General features: G+C 34.8%; 15 protein-coding genes and 2 pseudogenes. 8 read left to right on the top strand and 9 right to left on the bottom strand.

Translation table 11 applies throughout. From position 1 onward, the window contains the following. Positions 1 to 23: 23 nt before the first annotated feature. Both BLS89_RS03450 and prmA read right to left on the bottom strand, forming a co-directional pair. A complete protein-coding gene (locus tag BLS89_RS03450; protein ID WP_092736116.1) occupies positions 24 to 1,046 on the bottom strand; it encodes a glutaminyl-peptide cyclotransferase in 1,023 nt (340 codons plus the stop codon). Positions 1,047 to 1,096: 50 nt separating this feature from the next. Further along, positions 1,097 to 1,924, bottom strand: a complete 828-nt coding sequence (gene prmA, locus BLS89_RS03445) for a 50S ribosomal protein L11 methyltransferase (RefSeq protein WP_092736115.1) — start codon at positions 1,922 to 1,924, stop codon at positions 1,097 to 1,099. A 543-nt stretch (positions 1,925 to 2,467) separates the two neighbouring features. Between prmA and BLS89_RS10580 the strand changes: the two genes are divergently transcribed. After that, on the top strand, positions 2,468 to 2,638 hold the full coding sequence (locus BLS89_RS10580; protein WP_176763233.1) for a hypothetical protein: 171 nt from the start codon (positions 2,468 to 2,470) through the stop codon (positions 2,636 to 2,638). 487 nt (positions 2,639 to 3,125) lie between these two features. On the opposite strand, the pseudogene BLS89_RS03440 reads toward BLS89_RS10580, so the two are convergent. Beyond that, a pseudogene (locus BLS89_RS03440) lies at positions 3,126 to 3,805 on the bottom strand (IS1 family transposase). Positions 3,806 to 3,887: 82 nt separating this feature from the next. Between BLS89_RS03440 and BLS89_RS03435 the strand changes: the two are divergent. The 3 genes and pseudogenes from BLS89_RS03435 to BLS89_RS03425 form a co-directional block, all read left to right on the top strand. Further along, positions 3,888 to 4,199, top strand: a pseudogene (locus BLS89_RS03435) (GLPGLI family protein); the annotation flags it as partial. 22 nt (positions 4,200 to 4,221) lie between these two features. Further along, the gene (locus BLS89_RS03430) at positions 4,222 to 4,737 is read left to right on the top strand and encodes an ABC transporter ATP-binding protein (protein ID WP_245688825.1); all 516 of its coding nucleotides are present in this window, start codon (positions 4,222 to 4,224) and stop codon (positions 4,735 to 4,737) included. A gap of 51 nt (positions 4,738 to 4,788) precedes the next feature. Beyond that, positions 4,789 to 5,454 carry a hypothetical protein gene (locus BLS89_RS03425; protein WP_143017718.1) on the top strand — a complete coding sequence of 222 codons (666 nt, stop codon included), beginning with the start codon at positions 4,789 to 4,791 and terminating at the stop codon, positions 5,452 to 5,454. 451 nt (positions 5,455 to 5,905) lie between these two features. Here BLS89_RS03425 and BLS89_RS03420 read toward each other — a convergent pair whose 3' ends face one another. After that, positions 5,906 to 6,238, bottom strand: coding sequence for a hypothetical protein (locus BLS89_RS03420; RefSeq protein WP_092736112.1), 333 nt, complete (start codon positions 6,236 to 6,238; stop codon positions 5,906 to 5,908). Continuing rightward, entirely contained in the window at positions 6,235 to 6,687 is a 453-nt protein-coding gene (locus tag BLS89_RS03415) for a hypothetical protein (RefSeq protein ID WP_092736111.1), read from the bottom strand. Before BLS89_RS03415 ends, BLS89_RS03420 begins: the two co-directional genes overlap by 4 nt. Before the next feature lie 255 nt (positions 6,688 to 6,942). Here BLS89_RS03415 and BLS89_RS03410 point away from each other — a divergent pair, with 255 nt between their 5' ends. From BLS89_RS03410 to BLS89_RS03395, 4 genes are read left to right on the top strand one after another with little or no spacing between them, the layout of a single operon-like run. Beyond that, the gene (locus BLS89_RS03410) at positions 6,943 to 10,530 is read left to right on the top strand and encodes a T9SS type B sorting domain-containing protein (RefSeq protein ID WP_092736110.1); all 3,588 of its coding nucleotides are present in this window, start codon (positions 6,943 to 6,945) and stop codon (positions 10,528 to 10,530) included. A gap of 46 nt (positions 10,531 to 10,576) precedes the next feature. Further along, on the top strand, positions 10,577 to 11,341 hold the full coding sequence (gene dapF / locus BLS89_RS03405; protein WP_092736109.1) for a diaminopimelate epimerase: 765 nt from the start codon (positions 10,577 to 10,579) through the stop codon (positions 11,339 to 11,341). Between the two features lie 9 nt (positions 11,342 to 11,350). Next, positions 11,351 to 12,379, top strand: coding sequence for an endolytic transglycosylase MltG (gene mltG, locus BLS89_RS03400; RefSeq protein ID WP_092736108.1), 1,029 nt, complete (start codon positions 11,351 to 11,353; stop codon positions 12,377 to 12,379). Positions 12,380 to 12,394: 15 nt separating this feature from the next. After that, entirely contained in the window at positions 12,395 to 14,908 is a 2,514-nt protein-coding gene (locus BLS89_RS03395; protein ID WP_092736107.1) for a TonB-dependent receptor domain-containing protein, read from the top strand. Between the two features lie 318 nt (positions 14,909 to 15,226). Here the strand turns inward: BLS89_RS03395 and BLS89_RS10980 are convergent, their stop codons facing one another. The 4 genes from BLS89_RS10980 to BLS89_RS10965 are packed head-to-tail and all read right to left on the bottom strand — an operon-like array spanning position 15,227 to position 16,727. Then, positions 15,227 to 15,370, bottom strand: a complete 144-nt coding sequence (locus tag BLS89_RS10980) for a T9SS type A sorting domain-containing protein (RefSeq protein ID WP_245688833.1) — start codon at positions 15,368 to 15,370, stop codon at positions 15,227 to 15,229. Between the two features lie 55 nt (positions 15,371 to 15,425). Continuing rightward, entirely contained in the window at positions 15,426 to 15,659 is a 234-nt protein-coding gene (locus BLS89_RS10975; protein ID WP_092736105.1) for a hypothetical protein, read from the bottom strand. 25 nt (positions 15,660 to 15,684) lie between these two features. Continuing rightward, complete coding sequence (locus BLS89_RS10970; protein ID WP_092736104.1) at positions 15,685 to 16,131, bottom strand: hypothetical protein; 447 nt, start codon at positions 16,129 to 16,131, stop codon at positions 15,685 to 15,687. Between the two features lie 8 nt (positions 16,132 to 16,139). Next, entirely contained in the window at positions 16,140 to 16,727 is a 588-nt protein-coding gene (locus BLS89_RS10965) for an immunoglobulin domain-containing protein (RefSeq protein WP_092736103.1), read from the bottom strand. Between the last annotated feature and the right edge of the window lie 27 nt (positions 16,728 to 16,754).

Genomic DNA, 16,754 nt, shown 5'->3' with positions numbered 1-16,754 from the left:
AAGATTTCAACGAAAGGGTATTACTATTTTATTTTAACTTCATAGATTGTAGGCCAATTTTTACCCGTTACCAGCATATTATTCCCTTTGAAAGCTATTCCATTCAGCACATCATCTTCTCCGTGTGTATTTTCTTTAACCAAATCCGAAAAATCAAATTTTCCTACTACTGCACCATTTACAGGATTTATTTTCAAAATATAAGGTGTACGCCATACATTGGAATAGATATAGCCATCGTGGTATTCTAGTTCATTCAATTGGTCGTATACCGTACTATTACCAGCCACACCTATCGTGCGAACGATTTTGGAAGGATTAGCAGGGTCGATAAAATACAAAGTATTGGAACCATCTGAGGCAATGAGATTTTTACCATCATAAGTCATTCCCCAGCCTTCTTTCATTTCACTCGGCATATCAAAATCTCCTACCTGCTGTAGATTGGCTTTTTCATAGACAAATCCTTTTTTGCTGTGCCAAGTTAATTGAAACACTTTGTCTCCCGCTATGGCACAACCTTCGGAAAAAATCTGCTGAGGCTGCTTGATTACCGCCGAAGGCGTAGTACTGCCCAATTCGTATTTTATAATCTGAGAAGCTCCGTTTTGTCCATCACTTTCATAGATGGTATTGGCATCAAGTAAAAAACCTTCTACAAAATTATTAGTATCGTGTGGGTATGTTTTCACAATCTCATAGGACATATTTTGCTCAGGCGCTTTAGCATAAACATTGATGGTAGCGTCTTGATAAAGCGTTTTCCCGCCTTTGGTCTTTATCACAAAAGTAATCTCGTTATTCCCCAACTGAAAATATTTGGCATCTATCTTCAAATCCGAAGTCTGCGTATCTCCGAAACTAATTTCAACACTCTCCGCATTATCCGTTACTTCTTTTGGCAACGCAATAGCATCTCCATGGTGATAGCCTTTCACCTCCATAGAAGTATTGTAATCCTGAAGACTACTGATGATTTCCTTATCCTTGTTACAAGAAGTGAGAAGCAAAAGCCCCAAACAAGCGACTATGATTTTGTTTTTCATAATGACATTAAAATTTTCTCCAAAAGTAATGATTTTATAGTTAATCTAACCTATTTCTGCAAAAGAAGACTTACCCATTCCTCACGCTGATATTTCTTTTTCAAGGTTAATTTCTGAGCCGTGCAAACCTCCAATATATCATCTACATCAAAGAAACACAACCCCGAAAGAAGCAAACTTCCGCCCTCTTCCAAAACCGATACATACTTAGAAATGTCGGACATAAGGATATTTCTATTAATATTTGCAAGAATAATGTCAAAAGTTTCGTTGCCTAAATTTTCTGCCGTTCCTTGCTCTATGCGAAATTCGGTGTGGTTACCCTCAGCATTTTCTTTTGCATTCTCCACAGACCATTCGTCTATATCTATGGCAAGGGTATCTCCTGCCCCTTTCATCTTTGAGAAAATAGCCAAAATCCCTGTACCGCAGCCCATATCCAAAACTTTTTTACCTCTGAAATCCATATCCAGCATTTGCTGAATCATAAGGTAGGTAGTAGCGTGATGCCCCGTTCCAAAAGACATCTTTGGCTGAATAATAATTTCATAATCCAAATTTTCGGAAGCGTGAAACTCTGCCCGTATTTGAACTCTATTTTCCACATTTATAGGCGAAAAATTTTTCTCCCATTCTTCATTCCAGTTGATATTAGGCATTTCGGAAAAAATATAAGAGATTTCTACTTCTTCCATTCCGAAAATATGTAACTGCTCCAAATCTTTTTCCTGAAAAAGCTCTTTTTGTATATAGCCGAGGATACCTTCATTGGTTTCCGTAAAGCTATCAAAACCTACGGTAATAAGCTCTGCCATTAAGATTTCATTCCAAGGGGTCAATGGATTAATCTGAAAATTAAACTCTAAATAGTTCTGCATTATAAAAAATTTCGATCTACAAAAGTAGTAAAAATAACTATACCCTTCATAAGATGCTCAAAAGCATAACCAATGGGTATATTCAACTATGAAATGTAACACATTGATATTTTTTACACAATAAAACTAAAATAAAGCAACTAAAACACAAAATTTTCAAAATATTTTTTGTATTGAGTTTAATTATTATTATTTATTTTTTAAGTATTTTCATTTGCTATTTATTCATGAATTTAGTTTCGTTTTATTATTAATTACCTTATATTTAGCTATTTATTTTACCATTTACACAATATAATTTTATATTTTTTATTATAAATTATAGATAGTAGTATGTTTCATGTTGCATATTTGTTTTGATTCTTATATATTTGCAATGAACTAATCAAATAATATTAACTTACAAATTTTAATCTCATGAAAAAAAATGATTTTATTAATCGTGATATCTATAGCTACTACAGGCTTAGCATCAGCTAAGAGTGTAAGTAACACAAAGGTTAAAGTATTGAATGTAGTAAAAACAATTCAAACACCGAAGTTGTGAATAGCAATCTTTCTATAATGAAAGAAGGATGGTATTGTAAGTTGGCAGGAATAGCTACTAAAATAGAAGTAAGGGTTATTAAAATAGATCCTACATACGCTGAAGGAATAAGAGAGATTCTAAAGGCTGGAGGTAATGCAATATTTGGTAACGAAAAGAAAAATTAAAAATTCAATAATTAGCAGAGCATTCAATTACTCTGCTATTTCTCAATCCATCTAAATATTATACAATAATAAAGTTGAAATATTTATTTGTATTTTTACGTAGTTTTTACTTTGCTCAGAAAGTAAAAGTGACTTATCGGTTTTCTTATAATATCTCCGCAAGCAAAGAATAAGTAGATGGCGTAAAGAAAAATAATCCTGCTGAAAAAATACCCTAATTATTTTTTAAAAAAATTATTGGATAAAGATAATAAGGAGCATAAATCTATTTCTATAGAACTCTTGGTAAATGGGATATGTCGTCTTTTAAGTATACAGATGTTTCTGAATATAAGTTCATTTTGTCTCAAATAATAAGTAAGAAGATGAGAACTTTTACTACGAACCTAAAAACAGGCAAGGTAATTCAAGCAATGTGTTATGATAGTAATGATTTTTTAGTTTCTTTGAATAATAAAAATCGCTCGTGCTTCCCAAAGTATGATATTCAAATCCATCCAAAATTGATGTAGAAAAAGATGATTTCAAAGGCTTTGATATGGTTTTCTAACTTTTTTGAAAAACAGAAAGTTTTCCGAACCGCTCGACGTATTCGATGCCTTAAAAGAGTATTGTTTCCCTCAATATCGGTGGTGTGTTTTTTACCAATTTTACACCTACATTCTTGAAAAACAGAAACAAAAGCCTCCCAATTATCCGTACAAATCTCATCAAAACTCACACCCAATTTCTTCAATTTTTCACGAAGTTTTTGAGCTGTTTTTATGTTTCGTTTGCCCCACACCCACGCCACAATTTCCTTTGTTTCAAAAGAATAAGCGTAAATCAGCCTACAAAAGTCCAAAGTTCATCAACTTGTAACGATTTGTATTTGTTTTGTTTGGGGCTGATTTCTTGATTGAAATTTACCAAAACGGAAAGTACTTTTTTGGTGCTAACATTCCCAATTTCAGTAATATCACGAATACCTACATTTCTTGCCAAGAGCAAGAGAATTTTTGCAGCCATATGCGAAGCCCGGCCTTTGTAGGTTAGATTATGGTTGCCGATGAATTGGCGTTTACAGGTTTTGCAAAGATAGTTTTGTTTTTTGTTCTGTTTGTTTCCGTTTTTGACTATCCTTGTACCTTGACAATTGGGGCAGTGGAGTTTAATTGTTATTAACATTCAATAGAAATACAATTTTATTCCCTGATTGTCAAACTTTTATATCATCATACTTTTTAAAACATGACCTAAAAATCTAAAATGGAATATTACTCAAGAGCAACATACGATTGGGAAATATAATTGCTACAAAGCTATTGGTATGAAAATAAGCATAATAGATGATAAAATCGTTAATAATGTGGTGACAGCGTGGTTTACTCCAGATATTCCCATACATGTGGGACCTTCTATATTTTCGGGGCTTCCGGTATTTATAATATTGCTTAACTACAATCACGAAACTTATTTGATGAAAAATATGGAACAAGATATCAATGTAGGGAGTATTGCTTTCCCCACCGAGGGGACTAAAATTACCGAAGAAGGATATCTGAAATACATACAAGAGTAAGATTAACAAAGAATAAAAAATAATGAAAATAGAGCTGAAACAGTTTAGCTACAAAAGACAGCTGATTTTACAAAATATCCGATTGGAGATGGGGGGACAGGATAAAATCTCAATATCCGGCGAAAATGGCAGTGGCAAATCTACATTGCTGAATTTGATTTGTGGAAAACTAAAGTCCGATATAGAGATAGAGGGGCTTCCATCTATGGGGTACTATGGCAAAGAGGCTCATCTGAATTCGGAATGGACTCTCGCAGATCACAGAGTGCTTTTTGACCAAGAATTGAACTTAAGCCGTTTCCATACGCTTATTGAAGTGTTGAATTTTGAAAATTTCCGGAATGTAAAGATAAAGAAACTCTCACAAGGAAACAAGGTAAAGGCACATCTCATCTTTGTACTGTCTTTGGACAGAATGCTGTATATTCTGGATGAACCTACAGAAAATCTGGATAAAGCATCTATTGCCGGCTTGGCAAATTTTATAGAAAAATCTGACTATCAGTTTATTATTGTTTCTCATGACAAGTTTTTTTAGAAAAAACTTGTCATAAACATCTTTTGATTACTCAAAATACTCTGGCTCCCTATGAAGCATTTTAGTTTGTTTTTTAAGTCGTGGTACAATATCATATCATTAAGCATCACAATGATTTTGACCATATTTTTTTGTTATGTTTACCTGAAAATTTCGGAGGATACCGTCGGGAAAAATAATTATTTCTTTGCCTCAGATATTACTTCTTTTTTCAGCTTGTCTTTTTATCTGTTTTATTTTCACAAAATCATCCATAGTGGCTATTATAGATTTATTGCTCTAAACTTCTCTCTTAAGAGATTCACGGATTATAAGGTGAAAAATCTTTTGGCAATAGTATTCATAGGGGTGTTACTGAATATGATAGTCTATGTTTCTACGACCATTATTTATTATCAAAGTTTAGACATTGACTTTATTTATTTTTTTAAGTTCGGAATATTTTTTATCCTTTATCAAATGTTTCTCTGCTTATTGTCTTTTTGTCTAATGTCTTTAAGCTATACGATATGGGCATTGTTCTTGGCTATGGGCTATTGGTTTTTTGAGGACACTATCATATACCTCATCAAATATCCTATCGCAAAATATCTTCCTAAAAGTAGTTTTACACATTTGTTTTCAGAGCCTTTTCATTATGAATATTTAGCCGTTTGTTTGGGGTATTTGTTTATCCTTTCATTTTTGGGCTATAAAGTCAATCATAAGAAACTTTAATTAAATGAAAAAACTGACATTCCTACTTGTTTTATTTTTGGGTAATTGTTTTTTGTATACACAGGAGAATAATGTTTCCGGAATAGTGAGAGAGTTCTGTGTAAAATCGAAATAATAGCCTACTATTTCTTTTTTTTTTAGAGAGCATCCAGATCATAATTTAGCTGGACGACCTCGCTTTAGCTTTGGCTTTTAGACTTAAAAAATGAGTGGTTGATTAGTAAATTTTCAGGCGTATTCGTTAGTTCACTATAATCTCCCGCTAATATTTTTGTCATTATAGCTGATACTATTAATTGTAATTGGCTTTTAGACTGAGCTTCTCCGAAAGTTTTACGCTAATGTACGGGCGTGCATAGAAATATCTTGAAATATTTTGGTTAAGCTGATCAAGCCTAAAAATTCTATTGGCATCAAGCTTTTGAATTTTCTATCGGTAATGGTTCTATTCTCATCTTTCTAATAAGAATACCCGGTGATTAGTTGGAAAACTACTATTCTTAATCCTTCCATTAAGTACTACCAAAGGTTGTGTCTTTTGGTATTTATTTACGCTATATCTATAATTCACAGTTCCAGATAGTTCCTTTATACCCTCGTTATGTGTGATGAGATTTATAATTTCTCTGCTGGTATTAGCCTCAAAAGATACTCTGGAATTATCTATTATTTCCATTTTTTCTAATACATTAGCCGGAAGGCTTTGTATAAAACTGATTAGATTTTGCCCCGATAGATTACTGGTAATACCGTCTATCTGAATGGTAACGGGATTTCCGTTCATCGTAATACCCCCATTGGGAAACACATGATACCGGACATTTTTGTGATGCTTTCATAGACAGAGCTGTTGGATAGAATATCATTATTTTTGACTTGACAAGTTGTTTTATCAGCATCTATTTTGATGAATTCTTTTTCCACGCCGGTGATGGTTACCCCTTTTATATGTACCGTTCTCTCTTTTGCTAAGGAGAGCGTTCCAATATCCAGTGTATCTTTGGTAAGATGGTTTATTTCAAAGTTTCGCTCTTGCCTTAGGTAGCCCTTGACATCTACAATGGCTTTGCATAAGCCGTTTTGTCTTGGAATGGCAAAGTAAAACGGACATTTGTTCAGCGTAAAAGTTTTTATATTTTCGTAGTCGCTGGCTTTTTTTATTTTTAAGACTAATAATTTTTGGAGGGTATCCGCTATGCAGCTGCTGTCTTCTGTATGTATTTTGACTGCCACTACGACATTTTGTCCATAAACAGAAGCCGCAAAAGAACGGGGAGAGATAGGTACTAAGATGATTTCATATTGTTAAGGTTAATCCGGTGTTTTTTAATATTTAATTTATTTGGTTCGGTAAATATAATAATAACAGTAGTGTTTTTTTTAATCCACTATAAATAAATCTGTTTAAATTATCTTTAACTCCAAAATAACAAACCTAATATCCCGTTCTTTACTACGAATAAAATATTTTTTTAGCATCTTTGTCGTATGAAAAAGTTATTTTTACTCTTACTCATCAATATCATCGTTAGGCTAAATGCCCAGAACACGCAATATATACTCAGCCAAGACGACACTCCCCTGCCCCACAAAATTTTCTATTGTGAGGGTAAAACTTTCCGGCTGCAAGGGAAAGATTTCCCATCGGGTACACAAGAGGTTACCGACTATACAGACATTAGCCAATTTGTAGAAGGGAGTGAAAATGTGATTTTTGATGGTGATGGTGGGGCTAATATTTTTAGCCAGCCTATTGATATTGGTTTTAGTTTTAATTTCTTTGGAGAGACTTACACCCAATTGGTTGTAGGCTCAAATGGAAGAGTAGTTTTCAGCAATAATGCCGAACTGCAAAACCTTCACGATAAAGCCAAGTACGAAGACCGCACTTTTTCGGATAGAGATGCAGTACACCCAAGAGTACAATTACCCTCAGACCGATACAACGAAGTTTACAAAAACAGCACTCAAAAATTTCCAGTAGGTTTGGCTCAAATCTTTGCTTCTTATACCGACCTGAATACCAATACCCAAGCCACAGGCGCAGGTCTTGCCTATAAATACAAATACCTTACAATAAATACGAAAAATGCCATTCTGATCTCTTTCTCGAATATGGTGCACCTCAATGGTGATTCCAACGGCAATGCCTATATCCTACTAATAGACGACAGCACCAATGACAAAGTAGTCCTCTATACCAAAAACAAACAACGAGCTGGCTACAATGCGATATTAGGGATTCAAAACGCCGATGGCACAAAATATTTTATCCCTAATGGAAATACGGAATACAATAACGGAAAATGGAGCAGCACTCCTACCAAAGCCTATGCCTTTACTACAGGGCAGACGCTTACCCCAAACTACCAATGGCAATCTGACAACGGATTTCATACTACGACTAAGGACATCACTTTCACGCCTTCGGGGGATACGGATAAACTATATCTTGACATTCGTTTTAATGAAAATGCCGACATAAAAAAAGACACCATCACTTTCGTTAAAGTCAAAAAGCCGGAGATAGAAGGTCCTATTTACGGCGACTGTGGGAAACCCGCAACCTTGAGAGTGAAAAATCCTGTTGAAGACGCTATCTACGAGTGGTACAAAGATGGACAAAACACGCCCATAGGTATAGGCACAGAGATAAATATAGACAGCGGAACTTATTTTGTAAAGATGCTCAACATCCTTAAAAACTGCGGATTAGCCTCTAAAAAAGTATCCGTAAATATTGATTTTTCTGTAATCCCTACCATCACTTTTAATGAAAAAACTTTCAATGAATGTGATGATAAAGGTCTTGATAAAAAAAAATTTGACCTTGAAAGCCTTGTTAATTATCCCAAAGATGAAAGCAAGTATTCATTCTACTTTACAGACGAGCAGGGCAATACCCTTACCCAAGCGACCATAAAATCCGGAGAGAAAAAGACCTACCATATCCATGTGAAAGTGAAAGACGGGATAGCATCGCCGTGCAAAACTGCGGAGGGGACATTCTCTATTCTCTATATTTCTTTACCAAAAGCCGGAAACATTTATAAAGACACGCTTTGCGATAATATTCATAGCTATGATTTAGAGAATTTTAAAGACCATCTCCGAGGACAAGATTATAAATACTCTTATTCTTTGGATAATGGACAAAGCTTCATGGCAGCCAAAGTAATAGACCCGCACATCCATTCTAAGGTATTGGTAAAAATAGAACACCCCGATGTGAACTGTACCTCCGTTGTAAATTTAGAATTTGTATTTAATCCGAAAGTTACGGCTAATCAGCCCTATTTTAGTGCCATTAGGGAAGCTCAGCAATGTGCCAGCCGAACCGAAAGTTTTGATTTAAGCCAATTTGATAACCTTATCAATAATTCACCTAATGTAGAAATCACCTACTACGAAAGCGAAGCCGATGCCAAAAACGGCAGAAGCCCAGTGAATAAGGGCGCCTATCGCTCAGGAATGGGTACTACAACACTTTGGGCAAGGGTAAAGGATAAAACTACCGGTTGTGTTTCGGACACCTACCCTATCGTTACCCTTATCGTTTATTCCAAACCAAAGCCTAAAACAGATAACATAACCTTAGAAACTTGTCCGGGGAATACCGTTTACAATCTTCGCCAGACTATTGATGATAATTTTTTCCAATCCCCTTTGGACCAAAATATCCAATTAGACATAAAATATTACGATAGCTATAACATTGAGCTCTCGGACCACGATATTGAACACTACGATACCGCTGTACACGGAAACAGACCATTTATAAAACTCTATTATAATGCTACTTGTGACAATACGGTTTATTTTAATCTAACCAACTACGATGCCCCGCATCTATTGACCGATAATATCAAAATATGCTCAGAAACAAGCTATCCATTAGAGGCTTTCAAAAAATTAGTGCTTGGCAATAATCAAGATTATGAGTTTTTAAATGAAAACGGAAATCCTTTAGCCCAAGATATTACACTGAGTACACTACCTTATACATTTAAGTTTAAGCTAAAAAACAAAGCGCACGAATGCATATTCTCAGAAGAGATGAAATTCTACCAAGGCAATCCCACAGCGGTAAAAAACACTATCGGAACTTTTGAGAAATGCGACCAAGATACCAATCCCGACGATGGGAAAACCACTTTTAACCTAAATGATTATCGAAATGAAATCACAGATGATGCGAATGCCGAACTATTGTTTTACACCGATTCGCTTCGCAGCAACCGTATCAGCAATCCCGAAAGTTTCATAAACAATACGGCGGAGCAGACCATCTATGGCGTGGCTTCTAATCCCGAAAAATGCCCTACGTCTTTTTCTTTCAAAATTAAAGTCAATACCCCTGTGGAAATACAAGGAATAAACGACCAATACCTATGCTACGGAGAACCCTTGAGTATGAGTCTGAGTAATGAAAGCGATTATCGTTCCGTAAAGTGGTTTTTGCCTAATAGCTCTGTGGTTAGCCTGCCAAGGCTTGAGCTTCGTTATAATGAAGTTTCGTTCGGAACTTACAGAGTGGAAGCGACCGATGGAAAAGGCTGTATCTCTACCAAATCTTTCGCCGTATCCGATGAGCACCAGCCGAAAATCATCAAAATAATAAGGGACAATACAAAAATAGAAGTCATTGCCCAAGATGGCGACAAGCCTTACACCTATATTTTTAATGGCAAGGAACAATCGTCTAACATTCTCATAAATCCTACAGATAATGAATATACCATCCAAGTGAGTTCTGCCACAGGATGTTTTGGGGCGCCTAAAAAGGTTTACTTCCTAAAATTCTACAATACCATCACCCCTAACGATGACGGAAAAAATGATACTTGGCAAGTAGAATATCTTGATAAAATGAAAGAGGTAAGCCTTACCATTATGGACAGATACGGCATAGTGGTTTTCAATTCTTCGGACACAAACAATCTGATTTGGAATGGCAAGCTCAACGGGAGACCACTGCCTACCGGCACCTACTGGTATGCCGCGAAATGGACAGACCCAAGTACAGGCGAAACAGAAAGCCGACAAGGCTGGATTCTTCTAAAAAACAGAAATTAGCATAGATTTTGTATAGTCACTCATTACATTAAAATAAATATTAAAAATGGAATTTTATAAATATCACGGTACAGGGAACGATTTCATTATGGTGGATAATCGTACCGGAACCTTCAAAAAAACCAAAACGGAAATAGAACGCTACTGCCACAGACGATTTGGCATTGGAGCAGACGGATTGATATTATTGGAAAACGATGCAGAGAACGATTTTAGAATGATTTATTATAATTCAGACGGTGCCGAAAGTACGATGTGCGGAAACGGTGGCAGATGTATCGTGGCTTTTGCCTACCAATTGGGTATTTTTAAGGACAAGTGTACTTTTAGTGCTATTGACGGCAAACACGAAGCCGAGATGAAACAAGACAGCATCGTGAAACTCAAAATGATAGATGTAAAAGAGATTAAACAAAACGGAAAAGACTTTGTCCTGAATACCGGATCGCCGCATTATGTAAAATTCGTAAAAAATGTAGAAACTTTGGATATTTTCACTTTGGGGAGATCTATCCGAAATACCGTCCCATACAAAGCAGAAGGTATCAATGTGAATTTTGTAGAAGTACTACCTGATGAAACTCTGTTTGTAAGAACCTACGAACGCGGCGTAGAAAACGAAACCTATAGCTGTGGAACAGGTGTAACAGCCGCCGCTCTTTCTATACTAATTCATAAAAACGAAAGTTTTCTGAAGATAAAAACTTACGGAGGAAACCTGAAAGTTTATGCTCAAAAATCGGAGCAGGGATTTAAAAATATTTGGCTCGAAGGTCCCACTGAAAAAGTATTTTCCGGGATTATTGATTAAATTGAAAAAATGAAAAAATTAAAAAAAATTATTTACCTTTTATTTATCGCTTTTGCTGCTTTTTTCGGCTACAAAGTGTATGTTAATTTCTTCACTTCCAATATTATAAAATCTGGTTATATTTATATTCCTCACGGAGCTACATTAGAGCAAGTATCAGATTCTTTAAAACCTTTTGTCAAAAATATATCTCGATTTCAAAAAGCTGCATTAAAAGGCCGTCTGGAAGGAAGAATAAAACCAGGGCGGTATAAAATCAATGAAAATGACAACAATTACAACATTGTACAGCTCATTAAATTGGGCCAACAGACACCCGAAAATTTTAGGATAATAGACTATGGCAGCGTTTACGAAATGGTGGGCAGGGTAACAAAAAAAACCGAAATAGATTCCGCCAAATTTGTAAAAACTCTGGATAGTATCGCTCAAAGTAAAGGACTACTGAATGCAGAAGACCTAAAACCTTATTTTTTCGTGGATACCTATAAGTTTTTTTGGACAGTAAAGCCCTCCAAATTTTTTAACCTTTTCTGGAACGAATATAACAAATTCTGGACACCTGAAAGAAAAGCCAAAGCAGATGCTCTGGGGCTTACAAGAGCTCAAATTTACGCCTTAGCCTCTATCGTTTATAAAGAGTCCGGCGGAGCTCCCAATGAACAAAAAACCATAGCAGGACTCTACCTGAACCGCTACAAAAAACAAATGAAACTACAGTCTGACCCTACCGTAATCTATGCGATAGATAAAGAAAACCACTTCCAAAAAAAACGAATAAAAAGAGTTTATTACAAATACTTAGGGATAGATTCGCCGTACAATACTTACAAATTTGCAGGACTGCCGCCGGGACCTATCTGCATTGTGGATAAAAACACTCTGGAAGCCGTTCTGAATGCAGAAGACAATAAATATATCTATATGTGTGCAGACCCTGAAAGACCGGGACACCATAAATTTACGGACAGCGACAAAGAACACGCAGAAAATGCCAAAGCATACCAGCAATGGCTTAATAAAAAACAGATAAAATAACAGAAGAAAATTAGAATGAAACACCTTATAGAAATTTTAGCACCAATAAATAAACAAAATATAGCATTCGGATTTTTTATTGGAATGGCGATAATGACTAATGCCCAAGAAAAACAAAGCATTAGCGGTAAAATTTTAGACCAAAACAAACAGCCCGTACCCTATGCCTCTATAGAGTTTATCCATAAAAGCAATAAACTTAATAGCGATGCAGCCATTACCGACGAAAATGGTAATTACACGATTAGCTTAGTTCCCGGAAGCTATCTCATTAATATCACCGCTGTTGATTACAAATCTTTCAAACAAAACATTGATATTGTTTCGGGGATAAGCACTCTTGAACCTATAAACATAGAACAAGAAGCCACAGCTACCAATAAACCAACGCGTACCATAGAAGGTATAGTAATGACTGTGCAAAGTAAACGCCCATACAGAGTGGAACTGGATAAAAAAGTTTATGATGTAGAATCCGATGTGGTTTCCAAAGGGGGAAATCTGCAAGATGTACTCACCAATGTTCCTTCGGTAGATGTAGATACAGACGGCAGTATTTCTATGAGGGGAAATTCTAATGTGAAGTTCCTTATCGATGGAAAACCCTCTTCTATACTCGGAATAGACGACTCTAATGCTCTGAAATCTATCCCCGCAGAAGATATAGAACGAATAGAAGTCATTACCAATCCTTCCTCAAAATTCGAAGCATCAGGAACGGCAGGCATCTTAAATATCATTCTTAAAAAAAATAAAAAATATGGTTTTAACGGCAGTGTGTCGGGTACTTTGGGCTACCTGCCCAACACAAGACTAAATACCAACCTCAGCTGGAGAAAAGGGAACCTCACTTATTATATCAATGGCGGTGGCGGGTACAATCGTGGACAATTTACACAAAAAAATTTGTACAGCCTCAACGAAATCCCACCCGTTTTGACAGATGGAACCATCACTTACTATGACCAAAATGCTGTTTATAAATCCGAAAATAAATATTATAATGTAAATACCGGATTTGTTTACGATTTTAATAAAAAGACTTCTCTAAATCTATCCGGAATGCTGAGAACTTTTTCCAATACAAATAATGGGGATAATATTTTTATACAAAACAAAGCTCAAAACAACATTCTGAAAGACTTCCGAAGAGACAGAATAAACCATTCCACAGGTAAAGATTTTTCGTATCAAATAGACGCCGGACTAGATCACAAATTTAATAACAAAGGACATCTTTTATCTTTCTCCGCAAGTTTTCAAAAAAACAATGAAGATAGAGATGAAAATATCAAAGAAAGTAATTCTGAAAATAATATTTTTGAAAATAAAGTTTTTACCATATCCAAAAGCCAAACTATTTTAGCAAAATTAGACTACGAACTTCCTATTAACGACAACAACAAAATAGAAGCTGGCACAAGGTTTGACGAGAATAAAAATATTTACGACTATTCTGCAGATGAAAGCCAAAACGGAAGCCCTTTCGTGGTACTTCCGGACTATACCAGCAATACAACATACAATGAAAAAATAGCCTCGGCATATGCACAATTTAGAAGTAAAATCGGTGAGAATTTTGGTTACCAGATCGGGCTTAGGGCAGAAAATACTATCATCAATCTAAGTTTTGATAATTTTCAAAAATCAAAAACAAATGTTGACAAAAACTATATCAACTACTTTCCTACCGCTTTCTTCAGTTACAACTTTGACAAAAACGATCAATTACTACTGAACTATTCCAAAAGAATAAGAAGACCGCGTTCATTTTTCCTTATTCCGTTCAGATCTTTAAGTGACAATACCAATTTATTTCTTGGAAATCCGAATTTAAATCCATCTTACGTCAATTCTTTCGAACTGGGATACAGCTACCAAAAGAAAAGCATCACTATAAATCCGTCTCTATACTATAAGGAAATAAATAATGAAATACAAATATACAACGAGCGAAAAATAGATACCAATGGACAACTAGCCATATCTTCCACCCCTTACAATATAGGCAGCGAGAGCAAATATGGATTAGAAATAAACTCCAGTTTCGACTTATTCAAGTGGTGGAAAATTATGACCAACATAGAACTCTACGGCTACCAAACCCAAGGCCAATACAAAGATATGAACTACAACGGCAAAGGCTTCTCTACAAAAATGAAAGTAAGCTGGACATTCCGCCCTGATAAAAACACCAACATCCAAATACAAGCAAGATACAGAGGAAGAGAGAGAACAGAAAGCTACATTAGACAATCTATGTATTCTGTAAATTTAGGATTTAGCAGGGCGATTTGGGGAGGCAACGGTAATATAGCTTTTAATGTTCAAGATTTGTTTAATTCTCAAGCTATGAGAAGAATTACCATTACCAATAGTTTCACACGCTCTGGTTATATGCAGTTTCAGCCGAGACAGTTTGCTCTGTCTTTTACCTATAAATTCAAACAAGGTAATGAAGTAAAACTAAAACAAAAAAAGAATAGAGAAAATAACGACCAAAATGACGACCAAGATATAGCAATGTAAAAATAATAACAAAAAAACGTTTAAAATAAAAACATACACAATCAATAATTACGAACAAACCCATCAAGCAATAATAAATTTCTTTTATTTCAAAAAAAATATAGTTAAACAAAATCAAACAGAGATTTTTTCATTTTCACAAATATTTCACATATATAGTTATTGAATAACAAATAAACCAATCATATCACAAAAACAATCCTATTTTTTTTACAATTTACAGAACTATATTAATAAAAAAATAATATATAATAATAAAAAACGACTTTTACAGTCATTTTTTATAATATTTTCCTTTAATTATTTAAATCTAAAACTTTATTTAACAATTAATTTAACATTATACTTAGCTCCCTTGTCATCCAAAATATTTAATATATAAACACCTTTTGAATAACCTGTAAAATTCAATTCAAAACGGTTTCCTTCATATGTTTTGGACATAATTTCCCTTCCTGATATATAGTAAACCTTAGCTTTTAAGCTATTTACCTCGCTATTGGTTTCTACTACAAATCTACCGATAAACTTCGATTCCCACTTTGCTATTGGCTTCTGAAGTTGATAATGTACTATCGTTTAGCACTACTTTGATGGTTGATTTTTCTGATTTCATACCATCTGAATATACAGCGTAAATATCATAAGTATACTCTCCATTTTTAGTAAGTGTTTCTTGATAAGTCTTATCTCTAATATCATCAGTTATTTTAACTAAAATATTGTCCTTAACAACTTCATATCCTACCAAATAAGGCGTATTAACGACTCCAAAGTTAATAGGAGAATGAATTTTTAGAAGACAAGCTCTTCTGAAGCCCTTTGTTATTGGCTAATAATTTTTGTGAATTTCTAAGAAGTTCTGTTTCCATATCTACCTTATAAACAGATTTTTCTGTTATTTTATTAGTCGTAGAAACAGTATTATCATATCCTACTTCTATATCATCAATCAACAATGCAAATCCAAAATCTTCTTTTTTAGTTCTGTGATGAATCGCTATAAAGAAGTTTTTATTTGTATAATCCTTAATATTATGAATATTCGTTTTGTACGGGTTTGTCCCATCTTCCATCTCATTCGTATAGACCTTATGCCCCACCTTCACTTGCTCTACTGTTGGTACGCTTCCATCCTCCGGAGCTTCTACTATATAAACATCAAATCTTTCAGGGAATTCATTTTGATAAACATATTTTAGCACTTCTGCACTCTTTTTCAATTTTGGAGTTAATAAGAGAAATCATCTGTATCAACAGCATCATATCCAGAGCCAAAAGAATAACTCATCGCAGAAAATCTACCAGAGTTTGCATTATAGTCGGTAACAAACCATTTGAAGTTATCGTTATTGTTGTCTATAACGGTTATATCTGCCGGAACATTCTCTCCATTTCCACCAAAATCTTCTGTATATATAGGTTTCATATCCGGTTTTTCCCAGCTAAGTGTAAGCTCTTTACCATCAAGAGATTTAGTAAGGTTTTTCACTTTTTCGTAGTAAGAAGCAACATTGATAAGTTTTTCTTTCTTAATAACATCTTCGTTGTACTCTGATTTAGCTTTTAGCTGAACGGTATATTTACCAGGTGTGTTAAATTTAACATTTGAATCTTTAGAAGCAGAGTCTCCTGAAATATATTCTACACGGTCGGATGGCGTAATTTCCCACTGAAATTCCGTAGGCGCAGGATAGCCGGCAGAAGTATTCTTAAACACAACTGCTTCTCCTTCGTTAATATCCACACTACTCACTTCAAAATTTGCTTCAGTAGGGATATTAAACACATCTATATAATTGCTTTTGTCAAAATTCACTCTCCTAAAGCATTTACAGCCTTCAAT

Source organism: Riemerella columbipharyngis, from assembly GCF_900101995.1.
GTDB classification, from domain to species: Bacteria; Bacteroidota; Bacteroidia; order Flavobacteriales; family Weeksellaceae; genus Riemerella; species Riemerella columbipharyngis.
The sequence above is the reverse complement of the archived record's forward strand: the minus strand, read 5'-3'. Positions and strand labels throughout refer to the sequence as shown.

What these genes read in the sequence shown, in the direction of transcription:
- BLS89_RS03425 (WP_143017718.1), top strand. Translation starts at nt 4,789, where the DNA reads ATGAAGCATTTTAGTTTGTTTTTTAAGTCGTGGTACAATATCATATCA.
- prmA (WP_092736115.1), bottom strand. Translation starts at nt 1,924, where the DNA reads ATGCAGAACTATTTAGAGTTTAATTTTCAGATTAATCCATTGACCCCT.
- BLS89_RS03395 (WP_092736107.1), top strand. Translation starts at nt 12,395, where the DNA reads ATGAAACACCTTATAGAAATTTTAGCACCAATAAATAAACAAAATATA.
- mltG (WP_092736108.1), top strand. Translation starts at nt 11,351, where the DNA reads ATGAAAAAATTAAAAAAAATTATTTACCTTTTATTTATCGCTTTTGCT.
- dapF (WP_092736109.1), top strand. Translation starts at nt 10,577, where the DNA reads ATGGAATTTTATAAATATCACGGTACAGGGAACGATTTCATTATGGTG.
- BLS89_RS03410 (WP_092736110.1), top strand. Translation starts at nt 6,943, where the DNA reads ATGAAAAAGTTATTTTTACTCTTACTCATCAATATCATCGTTAGGCTA.
- BLS89_RS03430 (WP_245688825.1), top strand. Translation starts at nt 4,222, where the DNA reads ATGAAAATAGAGCTGAAACAGTTTAGCTACAAAAGACAGCTGATTTTA.
- BLS89_RS03450 (WP_092736116.1), bottom strand. Translation starts at nt 1,046, where the DNA reads ATGAAAAACAAAATCATAGTCGCTTGTTTGGGGCTTTTGCTTCTCACT.
- BLS89_RS03420 (WP_092736112.1), bottom strand. Translation starts at nt 6,238, where the DNA reads ATGAACGGAAATCCCGTTACCATTCAGATAGACGGTATTACCAGTAAT.